At 62.4% G+C, this 12,004-nt stretch carries 10 protein-coding genes; 4 read left to right on the top strand and 6 right to left on the bottom strand.

Annotated elements, in window-relative coordinates; genetic code table 11:
• Window positions 1-78: 78 nt before the first annotated feature.
• Both IGS55_RS09260 and IGS55_RS09255 read right to left on the bottom strand, forming a co-directional pair.
• Entirely contained in the window at window positions 79-447 is a 369-nt protein-coding gene (locus IGS55_RS09260) for a flagellar protein FlaG (protein ID WP_230517254.1), read from the bottom strand.
• Between the two features lie 84 nt (window positions 448-531).
• The gene (locus IGS55_RS09255) at window positions 532-2,013 is read right to left on the bottom strand and encodes a flagellin N-terminal helical domain-containing protein (RefSeq protein ID WP_230517255.1); all 1,482 of its coding nucleotides are present in this window, start codon (window positions 2,011-2,013) and stop codon (window positions 532-534) included.
• Between the two features lie 443 nt (window positions 2,014-2,456).
• Between IGS55_RS09255 and IGS55_RS09250 the strand changes: the two genes are divergently transcribed.
• From IGS55_RS09250 to IGS55_RS09240, 3 genes are read left to right on the top strand one after another with little or no spacing between them, the layout of a single operon-like run.
• Window positions 2,457-4,487, top strand: a complete 2,031-nt coding sequence (locus IGS55_RS09250; RefSeq protein ID WP_230517256.1) for an O-linked N-acetylglucosamine transferase, SPINDLY family protein — start codon at window positions 2,457-2,459, stop codon at window positions 4,485-4,487.
• Window positions 4,484-5,425: a UDP-glucuronic acid decarboxylase family protein gene (locus tag IGS55_RS09245; protein WP_230517257.1), complete on the top strand. Its 942-nt coding sequence runs from the start codon at window positions 4,484-4,486 to the stop codon at window positions 5,423-5,425. The genes IGS55_RS09250 and IGS55_RS09245 overlap by 4 nt, the downstream gene beginning before the upstream one ends.
• Window positions 5,422-6,633 carry a class I SAM-dependent methyltransferase gene (locus tag IGS55_RS09240; RefSeq protein ID WP_230517258.1) on the top strand — a complete coding sequence of 404 codons (1,212 nt, stop codon included), beginning with the start codon at window positions 5,422-5,424 and terminating at the stop codon, window positions 6,631-6,633. The genes IGS55_RS09245 and IGS55_RS09240 overlap by 4 nt, the downstream gene beginning before the upstream one ends.
• An 89-nt stretch (window positions 6,634-6,722) precedes the next feature.
• On the opposite strand, the gene IGS55_RS09235 is transcribed toward IGS55_RS09240, so the two are convergent.
• The 4 genes from IGS55_RS09235 to IGS55_RS09220 all read right to left on the bottom strand — a co-directional run bounded on the left by IGS55_RS09235 (window position 6,723) and on the right by IGS55_RS09220 (window position 11,274).
• The gene (locus tag IGS55_RS09235; protein ID WP_230517283.1) at window positions 6,723-8,294 is read right to left on the bottom strand and encodes a diguanylate cyclase; all 1,572 of its coding nucleotides are present in this window, start codon (window positions 8,292-8,294) and stop codon (window positions 6,723-6,725) included.
• A 194-nt stretch (window positions 8,295-8,488) separates the two neighbouring features.
• On the bottom strand, window positions 8,489-9,136 hold the full coding sequence (locus tag IGS55_RS09230) for a response regulator (protein ID WP_230517259.1): 648 nt from the start codon (window positions 9,134-9,136) through the stop codon (window positions 8,489-8,491).
• 30 nt (window positions 9,137-9,166) lie between these two features.
• Window positions 9,167-10,669: a sensor histidine kinase gene (locus IGS55_RS09225; protein ID WP_230517260.1), complete on the bottom strand. Its 1,503-nt coding sequence runs from the start codon at window positions 10,667-10,669 to the stop codon at window positions 9,167-9,169.
• A gap of 17 nt (window positions 10,670-10,686) precedes the next feature.
• A complete protein-coding gene (locus tag IGS55_RS09220) occupies window positions 10,687-11,274 on the bottom strand; it encodes a hypothetical protein (RefSeq protein ID WP_230517261.1) in 588 nt (195 codons plus the stop codon).
• A gap of 114 nt (window positions 11,275-11,388) precedes the next feature.
• On the opposite strand from IGS55_RS09220, the gene greB reads away from it, so the two are divergent.
• Window positions 11,389-11,955: a transcription elongation factor GreB gene (greB, locus tag IGS55_RS09215; protein WP_230517262.1), complete on the top strand. Its 567-nt coding sequence runs from the start codon at window positions 11,389-11,391 to the stop codon at window positions 11,953-11,955.
• Window positions 11,956-12,004 lie beyond the last annotated feature (49 nt).

Below are 12,004 nucleotides of genomic sequence, written 5' to 3'. Positions count from 1 at the left end.
TGGCTGGCTGGCCCTTGTTCGCGGTTCCGTTGCTATGTTGCTATATTGCACTGGCCCTGCGCTTGCTGTCGGCATGGATTATGCGCTTTGGCTGATCAGCTGGCCTTTTGCCGAAGCAAAGGACTTGGCGATTTCCAGCGCTTCCCGGGTGGGGATCTGGCGCAGGACTTCCTGCGTTTCCTGGTCGATGATCTTGACCACGGTGCGCTGGCTGTCTTCGTCGATGGAAAATTGCAAGCCCTGGGTTTTGACCTGTGGCGACTGGTTCAGTTCCGAAACGGCCTGGTCCAGCTCTTCGCGGCTCGGTTCCTTGGTTTTGCTGGTCGTCGCGTCGATGCCGGTGCTCGCGTTACGTGCCGCCTGCGGGCGCGTGGTGGCCGGTTCCGCGGATGGGTAGTTCTTGTCGATGCGCGCTGCGGAGGCGGCAGCGATGGTGTCGATAGTCATGTTGCTCCCCTAGTGAAAATTCCCCTGCCGAAGAAATCCGGCAGGGGAACCTGAGTCCAGCGATGTAGCGTTGCTAATCGAAGATTAGCCGCGCAGCAGGCTCAGCACGCCGTTTGGCAGCGAGTTCGCTTGCGCCAGCATGGCGGTACCAGCTTGTTGCAGAATCTGGCCACGGGTCATGCTGGCCGTTTCTGCAGCAAAGTCGGTATCGACGATGCGGCTGCGCGAAGCCGACAGGTTTTCCGTCGTCGATTGCAGGTTGCTGATCGCCGAAGAGAAGCGCGATTGCAAAGCACCGTACTGGGCGCGTTGGCTGTTGACCGTGGACAAGGCTGCATCCGTGATCTTCAGTGCCAGCTGGGCGCCTTCGAACGTGGTGACGTCCAGTGTCGAGACAGCTTTCAGGGTGGAGCCCTGGTTGGCGCCCACAGCGGCTGCACCCGTCAGTTTCAGGCCGGTTGCGGCTGTTTCGCTGACCGAGAAGCTGCTGTCGCCGTCGAAGGTGACGCGGCCGTTGGCAGTTGCAACACCGTTAGCTGCGGTAGCTGCCGTGAAGGGGGTAGCCACTTTTACGCCAGCCGCATCGTAGGTGGATACTTCCAGCTTGACGTTGGCATTGGTGCCGTTGGTGATCTTGATATCCGCACCGGTAGCGTTGCTCAGTTTGATGCCGCCTTGCGATGCATCATACTGGGCGGTCACGCCTGTCTTGGCCGTTTGCGCATTGATCGCGTTGATACCGGCGGCAAAGTCGGTGGCCGTGTTGGCGGCGCCGGTGACGGCGAACGATACGGTCACGTCAGTAGCATTGTCCGAGGCAATCTTGAACGAGTACGCTTCAGCGCCCAGGTTCAGGTTGACGTCGGTGCGGGCTTCAGCCGTCACGCCGGTGTTGGCGGTCTTGGCGTTCACTGCGGCGGCAACCGACTTGGCCGACGACGTGGTCGTGGTGTCGACGGTGGCGGCGCCAAACTTGCCCGAGATTGCCAGCTTGCCGGAAGCGATAGCGTTGCTGGCCGTCGATGCTTGCACTGCAGCATTTTCCACGCGGTTGTTACCGTAGGTGCTGGTCAGGAAGTTCGCGCCATTGGCCGAAATCAATTGGTTGGCATCGGCGCCGACCTGGAAGTTGGCCGTACCCATCGTGCCGTCCAGCAAAGCCTGGCCGTTGAACGAGGTGGTGGTGGCGATACGGTTCAGTTCCGAGTTCAGCTGGCCGACTTCGGTTTGCAGCGCTTGACGGTCGCTGGCCGAGTTGGTGGCGTTCGACGATTGCACGGCCAGTTGGCGGATGCGTTGCAGGATGTCGCCCGAGCTCGACAGTGCACCCTCGGCCGTTTGCGCCAGCGATACGCCGTCGTTGGCGTTGCGGGTGGCTTGCGTCATGCCGTTGATTTGCGACGTCATGCGGTCCGAAATCGACAGGCCGGCGGCATCGTCTTTGGCGCTGTTAATACGCAGACCGGAGGACAGGCGTTGCAGCGAGGTGGTCAAGGCCGATTGCGAGGTCGACAGGTTGCGTTGCGAGTTCAGGGAAGCGATGTTGGTGTTAATTACTGCAGCCATTTTAATTCTCCAGACAGGTATTACATTGCGCTATGTGCTATTCACGTTGGTCTGCCTCTGTACTTTGAAGCAATCAAACCGTCGTTGTAATGTTTATCGGTGGCTGCCTGAAAAAGTTGATAGGGAAAAACATTCTTTATTTTATTTTTTTACCCTCATTTTTCCGCAGTGCGGCACGCTAGACGGCAGGAAAAAACAAAACTTGAGGGCGTAAAAAGATTTATTTTCACCTTTTCGCGCCCCTGTTTCCCCGCCTGGCCGGCCAGGCTGGCCAGTATCGCCATTCTGTAAAGCATCTATAAGCCGCCCCTTTCCCCCTATGCTCGTCGTCTTGCGCCATGGAGCAACTGGTAATATTGTTTCCATATCGCACATTCCGCCTGCCATGGCTGTCGTGGCAGCGTTACGTGGCCTAACCTCGGGTTTTTATGACAACGACTGAAATGGACTCAAACAGCTCCACCCCCGCGCCGCAGGGGCACGAAGTGGCACAGACCATCGATGCGGCGCTGCAGATGGCGCAGCAGCATTTGCGTGACGGCGAACTGGACGTGGCCGCACAATTGTTTCTGGCAGTACTGGAACTGGCGCCGCAGGAACCATTTGCCAATCGTCAACTTGGCTTGTTGTCCATGCGGGTCGGCGATGCGGCCGCTGCCGTGCCTTATTTTGCTGTCGTGCTGGGCGCACACCCGGACCAGGCCACGAGCTGGCTTGATTATATTGAAGCACTGACAGTGGCTGAGCAATATGAAACAGCCCAGCAAATGTTGGCGCTCGGGCGCCAGCATGGTCTCGACAGCCTGGACACCGACCGCCTGCAGCAGGAATTGACCGCGCGCATGAATGGCGTGCCAGGGCCCACCGCATCACCACAGCCTGAGCCAGAAAATGTGGCAGCTCCATCGGAGAGGCCGCGCTCGGAAGCCATGACGATCCTGTTTGACCAGCAACGGTATCCGGAGCTGGAGCGCGAGGCGCGCTCGTTGACCCGCCGCAAGGCGAATGACGGTGTGGCCTGGAAGATGCTTGGCCTTGCGTTGTTGATGCAGGGGCGCCTCAGGCCTGCCTTGCCATGCATGCAGAAAGCCGTCCGCTTATTGCCGCGCGATGTAGAAGTGCAGAACAATATGGGATTGGTCCTGCAGGAATTGGGACGGCTCGGCCCCGCTGAATTGAGCTATCGCCGGGCGATCACCATGATGCCTGAATTTTTCAGTGCGCATAGCAATCTGCTGATGCTGCAAAGTTACAGTGCCATGAGTGCGGCCGGCCGCCATCTGGCTGAAGCCAGGCGCTATGGCAAAGCCGTGGCGTCCTGTGCCAGCAAGCCCTTCAAAACCTGGTCGTGTCGGCGCGATGCCGCGCGCTTGCGCATCGGCGTCGTCTCGGGCGACTTGCGCAAGCATCCGGTCGGGTATTTTTTGGAAAGCATGCTGGCATCGCTGAACACGCGGCGAGTCGAAATAATTGCCTATCCCACCGTGATCAAGGTGGATGAATTGACGGACCGCATCGCTCCTTATTTTTCCGCCTGGCGTCCTCTTGTCGACAAGACAGACGAGGAAGCCGCGAAAATGATCGAAGCCGATGGCGTGCATGTTTTGCTCGACCTGGCCGGCCATACGGCCGATAACCGCCTGCCGCTGTTTGCCTGGCGACCCGCCCCCGTGCAGGCGACCTGGCTCGGCTACTTCGCTACCACGGGCGTGCAGCAGATGGATTATTTGCTGGGCGACCGCTTTGTCGCGCCACTGGAAGAAAGTGCGGCCTTCACGGAAACACTGTGGCACATGCCGGACAGTTATCTGTGTTTCAGTCCGCCGGCCTTTGATATTTCCGTCAGCCCGTTGCCCGCTCTGGAAAATGGCTTTGTCACGTTTGCCTGCTTCAATAAACTGAACAAGATGAATGATGGCGTGGTGGCCGTATGGGCCCGGATTTTGCACGCCGTGCCCGGTTCCCGACTGTTCCTGAAAACATTGCAATTGACTGACGCCGGCGTGTGCAGCCGCACCTTGGCACGTTTTGCCGCCCATGGCATCGGCGCCGAACGCCTGCGCCTGGAAGGTTCCGCGCCGCGCGCCGAGCTGCTGGCCGCCTACCAGCAAGCCGACATCGTGCTCGATCCCTTCCCGTATCCGGGCGGCACGACCAGCATGGAAGCATTATGGATGGGCTTGCCCATCGTTACGCGTTGCGGCGAATGCTTCCTGTCGCATCTGGGCGAGTCTGTCATGCACAATGCGGGCTTGCCGGACTGGGTTGCCACGAACGATGATGATTATGTGGCCATTGCAGCCCAGAAAGCCGGCGACCTGGCGCAGCTGGCCGCCCTGCGCGCCGGCTTGCGCGACCAGGTGCTGGCCTCGCCCCTGTACGACGCGCCCCGTTTTGCGCGCCATTTCGAAGACGCCATGTGGGGCATGTGGCGGGCGCGGATGGCTGTGATTGACAACGCAGGAGAACAATGATGGCCCGTACTACCCTGATTACCGGCGGTGCCGGCTTCCTCGGCTCGCACCTGTGCGACCGCATGATCGCCGATGGCCACGACGTGCTGTGCGTGGATAATTTCTACACGGGCAGCAAGGACAATATCCGCCACCTGCTGGGCCACAAGCGCTTCGAGCTGCTGCGCCACGACGTGTGGCTGCCGCTGTACGTGGAAGTGGACCGCATCTACAACCTGGCTTGCCCGGCCAGCCCCGTGCATTACCAGAATGATCCGACCTCGACCACCAAGACCTCGGTGCTGGGCGCCATCAACATGCTGGGCCTGGCCAAGCGCAAGCGCGCGCGCGTCCTGCAGGCGTCCACCTCGGAAGTGTATGGCGATCCGCAAGTGCATCCGCAGCGCGAGGATTACTGGGGCCATGTCAATCCGATCGGCCCGCGCGCCTGCTACGATGAGGGCAAGCGCTGCGCCGAAACGCTGTTCTTCGATTACCACCGCCAGTCGGCCGTGGATATCCGCGTCGTGCGCATCTTTAATACCTATGGCCCGCGCATGCATCCGAACGATGGCCGCGTGGTCAGCAACTTCATCGTGCAGGCGCTGCGCGGCGACCCGATCACCCTGTACGGCGACGGCCAGCAGACGCGCTCGTTCTGCTATGTCGATGACTTGATCGAAGGCATGGTGCGCATGATGAACCAGACGCAGGAAATCGGCCCCATGAACCTGGGCAATCCCGCCGAATTCACCATCCGCGAACTGGCCGAGCTGGTGCTGCGCCTGACGGAATCGAAAAGCGAACTGGTCTTCCGCCCCTTGCCGGCCGACGACCCCGTGCGCCGCCAGCCCGACATCGCCAAGGCGCGCGCCGCCCTGGAATGGGAACCGGCGGTAAGCCTGCATGATGGCTTGAAAGAAACCATCGCCTACTTCAAGAAAGTGATCTTTGCATGAAACAGCAATTAGTCCCGGCAGTCTGTCCCGTCTGCGCGCATAGCGTGGCGGCGGCGTTTTTCGATGGCGGCCAGCAGGCGCTGGCCACCCTGGGCTGGCCAGCCAGCGCGGCCGAAGCACAGGCAATGGCCGTGCAACCGCATGATTTCGTGCAATGCCCGCAGTGCACGCACGTATGGAACCGCGCGTTTTCCTATGACGCCATTCCCTACCAAAACAATCCCAACCGCATGTTCAACAAGGGCGGCATCTGGAAGGGCCACCTGGCCGATACGCGCGACGTGCTGCTGGCCCAGCTGCCGGCCTCGCCGACGGTGATCGACATCGGTTGCGGCGAAGGCCATTTCGTGCGCGCGCTGGCCGATGTCCGCGGCGAGCAGGGGCGTTTCATCGGTTTCGATCCGAATGCCACGCCGGAAACGGGCCGCGGCGTGGAGTTTCACGCGCGCTATTTCCAGCCGCTGCAGGACGTACCCGAGTTCGCGCCCGATGCGCTGGTGATCCGCCATGTGCTGGAACACCTGACCGATCCCGCTTCGCTGGTCGAGCAGATGGCGTGGGCTGCTTCGCGCTCGGACAAGCCAATCTGGCTGTTTGCCGAAGTGCCGTGCATCGACCGGGTCTTCGCCACAGGCCGCCTGGCCGATTTCTTCTATGAACACATGTCGCATTTCACGACGGAATCGTTCCGCACCCTGATGCAGCGCGCAGGCGAGGTGGTGCAGCTGGCGCATGGCTATGACGGTGAAGTGGTGTATGCGCTGGTGCGCCTGCAGATTCCGAAGGCCCTGCGCGAGCAGGTGCGCCACAGCAATGCGTTTGCCGTCGCCGCCCAGCGCAGCCGCAAGAACATTGCCGCCCAGCTCGACACATTGTCTAGCGGCGGCCAGCGCGTGGCCATCTGGGGGGGCACGGGCAAGGCCGCCGCCTTCATGCACCAGTTCGGCGCCGACGCGCAGCGCTTCCCGCTGGTGGTCGATTCCGATCCGGACAAGGCCGGCACCTTCGTGCCGGGCCTGGGCCAGCAAATCGTCTACCGCGACGTGCTGAAAACAGATCCCGTCGACGTGGTCATCATCCCCACGCAGTGGCGCGCGCGCGATATCGCGGCCGAAATGGCGCGCGAGGGCATCGTTGCCAAGTCCATCCTGATCGAGCACGAAGGCGGCTTGATCGATTTCTTTGCCGACGAGCATCCGTACCGTTGATGCTCGCGCCAGGCGCCCCAGTGGCGCCGGAATGCAAAAATGCCGCTCGATGAGCGGCATTTTCGTTGGCACGTACCGTATGTAGTGGTTCAGTCCGCCACAACCACCCGGTTCTTGCCCGTCTGCTTGGCCTGGTACATGGCGCGGTCGGCGCGCTTGACCAGCTCGGCCTGGTCTTCATTGGGCAGGCGCAGGGCCACGCCGGCGGAGAAGGTGATCAAGACTTTTTCGTTGTCGTGCAGGAAGAAATGCCGGGTCAGTTCGCGTTGCAGCCGCGTCATCGTCGATGAGGCCGCCTCGACCGTCGTTTCCGGCAGCAGGATGAGGAATTCCTCGCCCCCAAAGCGGGCGATGACGTCCATCGAGCGCAGGGTTTCCTTGACGATTTTCACCAGGTGCTTCAGCGCGGCATCGCCGGCCAGGTGGCCGTAGGTGTCGTTCAGGCGCTTGAAATCGTCCAGGTCCAGCATGGCGATGCACAGCGGCGTGCCGCGGCGGTCCGAGCGGGCCGTCTCGCGTTCGAACACGTCGTCCAGGCCGCGGCGGTTCAGGCTGCCCGTCAGCTGGTCTTCCCGCACCAGTTCGCTCATATGCTGGAGCTTCGCTTCCAGCGTGTGGATGCGCTGTTCCGCATCCTGCACTTCCTGGCGCGCCAGCACCATCTTGTCGCGCGCGCGCAAGGCCTCGTTCTGCACCATGCGCGTTTCGCGCAAGACTTCGTCGAGAACGCTGTTCAACTCGCTGATATTTTCCGCCTGGCTGATCTTTTCCGAATAGCCGCCGATCTTTTCATGGAAGTCGCCCGTGCTGGCCGCCACTTGCCCCAGGCGGTCGATGAAGGTCATCATCATGTTCTTGACCGTCAGTTTGACGTCGGACAGGCTGTGCTTGAGCTGGCTTTGCTTGTAGATGACTTCCTTCAGGCTGCGCGTGGCGTCTTCCAGCGCGCGCTGGTCGAGCGGGCCGGCGATCAGGTTTTGCACGGCATCGACCTGGCCGCGCAGCCAGCTGTCGTCGTCGAGCAATTGGCTGACGTTGTCGAGCAGCAGCTTGAACAGGCGCAGCAGCAATTCCTGCTGCTCGGCCGTGTCGCCGCTTTTCAGTTCGATCTGGTAGCACAGCTGTTTCAGGCGCAGGGCCGCTTCGTTCAGCGCTTCTTCCGTGTGCGCCAGCTTGATGGCCGCGCCCAAGGACTCCGCCTCCTCCACCAGCGCGGGCGTGCCCGTCAGCAATGTGGCGACGGCAAAGCCCAGGGTGCGGCTGAGCAATTCACGCAGGGTGCGCGTCTGTTCGCCGTCCGGCAGGGGCGGCAATTCGATGCCGCCGCCTTTCTTCACCTGTTTTTCCGCCAGCTGCGCCAGGGTGCGCGCATAGCTGTCCCAGTCGCGCGCTTTCAGTGCGCGTTGGAAACGCTTGCCAAAGTCGCCCAGTTCGCCCGCCGATTCGCTCATCTTGGCGGCAAATTGCGTCAGGACGTTTTCCGCGCCGCTCTCCGTGGGTGCGCTCGCTGCCAGCACGGCACCCGGCGCTACAGGGCTGTCCGCCGCTTCGCTGATGCCGGCGATTTCATTGTAGATATCGCGGTAGGCGCTCGGCGTCGGGGCGATGCGGCGCGTGGCCAGGCGGCGAAACGCTTCGCGGGCGATATCGGCCGGGTTCATCGCGGCGGCGGTATTCGTGGCGCCAGCGGGAGCGCTTGCTGGGGAAGATGGCAATTTACTGGACATGTAGGCACAGCCTTTTCAGATATTTCTCATTATCCTCATGATATGCGAGTTGGCAAAGAACTTATTGTGCGAGAAGCAAGGAGAAGTCCTGCCAATTCGCCCGATGCCAGCGGGCATGCCGCTTTACGTCAATCCACCAGCTGGTTGCGGATGGCGTAGTGCGTCAGTTCGGCGCTATTCTTGAGTTTCATCTTGACCAGCAAGCGGGCGCGGTATTCGCTGATGGTTTTCACGGACAATTTCAGCTCCTCGGCGATGGCGCCTACCGCCTTGCCCGAGGCAATCATGACCAGGGTCTGGTATTCGCGGTCAGACAAGGTGTCGTGCAAGGCCGTTTCGTGGTCTTCGCCCACCGTGTTGGCCAGTTCCTGCGCCAGCGAGGCGCTGATGTATTTCAGGCCCTGCGCCACCTGGCGGATGGCCGTGACCAGTTCGCGCGGCGCACTCTGTTTCGTCAGGTAACCGGCCGCGCCCGCCTTGAGCGAACGGATGGCGTACTGGTCCTCGCGGTGCATGGACAGCATCAGCACGGCCAGTTCCGGCTTTTCCTTCTTGATCTGCTTGAGCACCTCGATGCCGCTGCGGTCGGGCAGGGAGATGTCGAGCAGCAACACCTGGCATTTCGAGCCGCGGAACAGTTTGATGGCGTCGTGGCCATTTTCGGCTTCGCCGGCCACGATGATGTCCTTCGTGTCGGCGAGGATTTGCTTCAAGCCTTCGCGCACGATCGCATGATCGTCGGCGATGAATACCCGGATGGTGGCTTTTTCTTTCATGACTGCGTTGTTTCCTATCTGATTCACCCACTAGGCCGCGTCTGGCGGCGGCCCGCTGTGCGCTGGCGCACTGGCTGCAGCCGCTATTATCGCCTCTCGCGCCGTGGTCAGCCGGATTTTTATGCTCAAGATGGTGCCGCCGCCCGGCCCATCCATCAGGCTCAGGGTGCCGCCCAGCGCGCTGGCCCGTTCTGTCATGCCGCGGATGCCGAACGATTGCGGCTTGGCGCGGTCGGACAGGCGCATGCCGACGCCATTGTCGGCGATCGACAGGCTGATATGCTGGCGCTGCCGGGCCAGGCGCACGCTGACCTTGCTCGCCTGCGCATGCTTGGCGATATTCGTCAGCGCTTCCTGGGCGATGCGGAACAGGCTGGTCGCCTGGTCCAGTTCGAGGTCGATGTGCTGGCGGTTCGAAATGAACTGGCACTCGATGCCGGCCTGGCGCGCGAATTCCTTGACTTGCCAGTCCAGCGCGGCGACCAGGCCCAGGTCCAGCATGGACGGGCGCAAGTCCAGAGAAATGCGGTGCACGGCATCGATGCTGCGGTCGACCAGGGCGTCGACATAGTCGGCCTTTTCCTGCAACTGCGGGTCGTCCGGCGGCAGGCGGCGCGCCAGCATGGCCAAGGCCATCTTGATGGCCGTCAGGTTGCCGCCCAGGTCATCGTGCAGTTCGCGCGCCAGGCGCGTGCGTTCGTGCTCCTTGACCTTGTCGATATGCGCGGTCAGCTCGGCCAGGCGGGCGCGCGACTGGCGCACTTCGATCTGTTCGAGCCGGCTTTCCGTGATATTCGTCATGATGCCTTCCCACTGCACCGTGCCGTCGGCCAGCGCGCGCGGCGTGGAGCGCAGGTTGATCCATTTGACGTCCTTCCAGGCATCGATCCAGATGCGGCCTTCCCAGTTCCAGCTCCACAAGGCGTTTTTCGACGCCTGCATCGATTCAAGATACGAGGCGCGGTCGTCGGCCAGTATCAATTGGTAAAACAGTTCCGGGCGCGCGTGCAGCTGTGCCGGACTCAGGCCCAGCAGGGCCTGGCAACCGTCGCTCAGGTAGGCAAACGATGCCCGTCCATCCGCATGCAGGCAGAACTGGTACACGAGGCCCGGCGTATTCGATACGATGGCGTTGAAGCGCGACTGCACCTGCGCCAGGGCGGCGGCCGTCGCCTGCGGCGTGCGCAAGTCCTCGCCCTCGGCCAGCAGCAGGGCGCGGCCGTGGCGGTTGGCGCGCGACAAATGCAGGCTGAGCGAATACAGGCTGCCGTCGCGGCGGCGCTGCTGCACGTGCAGCAGCGCTTGCGCGCCGATGCTGTCGTCGAGGGTGGCCAGCACGGCGGCCAGCTGCTGCGCGTCGAGCTGCGGCGCCAGCGTGAAGGGCGTCAGCGCCAGCAATTGCTTGCGCGCGTACTGCAAGTTGTCGCAGGCGGCATCGTTGGCGTCCAGCAATTGCAAGCTGGACGCGTCGTACAGGTAGATCTCCGGCGCCGCCGCGCGCAGGGCGGGCGCCAGCCGGGGAGTGTCGTGCATGGAGTGGCCTTTTTTCATCAGCGGCGGGCGCGCCAGAAGGCGGCGAAGCGGCGCAGCACCCTGGCAGGGCGGGAATTATGGCGCCCTGGCGTACCTTTGCGCAAGCGCTGCCACCAGGCGCGGCGGGCGCGGCCCAGCGCGGCCGACAGCCGGCTGACTCGGCGCCATGGACGCGTGGCGCGCAGGCGGGCGATCCAGCGGTCCTTGGTTTCCATGAACAAGCCATGCCAGCGCGCAAACCACGGCAAACTGAGCAGGGTAGGGCGCGTCAGGCTGTACAGGCGCGCCACGGCGGCCGCGCCGCCCAGCTTGGCGATGACGATCACGCCGATGCCGGAAAACGCATGGCCGCGCGCGATCGCCAGCAGGGCCAGCAGCTTGACGGGAAACAGCAGCACGGCCGGCAGCACGAAGATGGCCAGCGCCCAGTACGGCGGCAGGCGCCTGATCCACGCTTCGAGCGCATGCAGGGGCGGAAACTGCGCGATCACCTGCATGATGCGGGCCCCGGTCGCCCACAGCCATTCCTCGATCAGCAGGAAGATGGCGGCCAGGTAGACCAGCGGCGCGAACAGCCAGCGCCTGACTCTGTAGAATTTTTTCATCCGTCTCCGTGTGCGGCGCAGGTTTGCCGCGATTGCCACGATGATACGTCAAAAAAGCCGGCCCGCCCCGCATCCCGTGTGCCTGCGGCTCCCTGGCGGGGCTACAATAGGCGGATGAATAAAGCCTTTGTAAAAGAATCCGACAACGACGACGATGAAGAAGCGGCCGCGCTGGCGCTGGCCATTCCCGCCGGCGCCAAGAACTACATCACGCCGGCCGGTTATCAGCGCATCAAGGAAGAACTGCTGCAGCTGATCGACGTCGACCGTCCGGAAGTGGTGCGCATCGTCCATTGGGCGGCGTCGAATGGCGACCGTTCGGAAAATGGCGACTATATCTACGGCAAGCGCCGCCTGCGCGAAATCGACCGCCGCATCCGCTTTCTCACCAAACGCATGGACCTGGCCGCCATCGTCGACCCCAGCGTGCACCATGGCAACGACCAGGTCTTCTTCGGCGCCACGGTAAGCTACCGCACCAGCGACGGCGAAACGCACACCATCACCATCGTCGGCATCGACGAGTTCGATCCCCTGAACGGCAAGATCAGCTGGGTCTCGCCCATGGCCCGCACCATCACCAAGGCGCGCGAAGGCGACGTGATCACCCTCACCACGCCGCTGGGCGAGCAGGAACTGGAGTTGCTGGAAGTGACGTATCCGGCGCCGGGGGAGGGGTAAGCTTGCGGTGACGCAGGACGCCAGAGGCGCGCGCTGGCACACTGACCAT

The sequence above is a fragment of the Janthinobacterium sp. EB271-G4-3-2 genome (assembly GCF_020858035.1).
In the GTDB taxonomy this organism is placed as follows: domain Bacteria; phylum Pseudomonadota; class Gammaproteobacteria; order Burkholderiales; family Burkholderiaceae_D; genus Janthinobacterium; species Janthinobacterium aestuarii.
The sequence above is the reverse complement of the archived record's forward strand: the minus strand, read 5'-3'. Positions and strand labels throughout refer to the sequence as shown.

What these genes read in the sequence shown, in the direction of transcription:
- IGS55_RS09245 (WP_230517257.1), top strand. Translation starts at nt 4,484, where the DNA reads ATGATGGCCCGTACTACCCTGATTACCGGCGGTGCCGGCTTCCTCGGC.
- IGS55_RS09230 (WP_230517259.1), bottom strand. Translation starts at nt 9,136, where the DNA reads ATGAAAGAAAAAGCCACCATCCGGGTATTCATCGCCGACGATCATGCG.
- IGS55_RS09225 (WP_230517260.1), bottom strand. Translation starts at nt 10,669, where the DNA reads ATGCACGACACTCCCCGGCTGGCGCCCGCCCTGCGCGCGGCGGCGCCG.
- IGS55_RS09255 (WP_230517255.1), bottom strand. Translation starts at nt 2,013, where the DNA reads ATGGCTGCAGTAATTAACACCAACATCGCTTCCCTGAACTCGCAACGC.
- IGS55_RS09260 (WP_230517254.1), bottom strand. Translation starts at nt 447, where the DNA reads ATGACTATCGACACCATCGCTGCCGCCTCCGCAGCGCGCATCGACAAG.
- IGS55_RS09250 (WP_230517256.1), top strand. Translation starts at nt 2,457, where the DNA reads ATGGACTCAAACAGCTCCACCCCCGCGCCGCAGGGGCACGAAGTGGCA.
- IGS55_RS09240 (WP_230517258.1), top strand. Translation starts at nt 5,422, where the DNA reads ATGAAACAGCAATTAGTCCCGGCAGTCTGTCCCGTCTGCGCGCATAGC.
- IGS55_RS09220 (WP_230517261.1), bottom strand. Translation starts at nt 11,274, where the DNA reads ATGAAAAAATTCTACAGAGTCAGGCGCTGGCTGTTCGCGCCGCTGGTC.
- greB (WP_230517262.1), top strand. Translation starts at nt 11,389, where the DNA reads ATGAATAAAGCCTTTGTAAAAGAATCCGACAACGACGACGATGAAGAA.
- IGS55_RS09235 (WP_230517283.1), bottom strand. Translation starts at nt 8,294, where the DNA reads ATGAACCCGGCCGATATCGCCCGCGAAGCGTTTCGCCGCCTGGCCACG.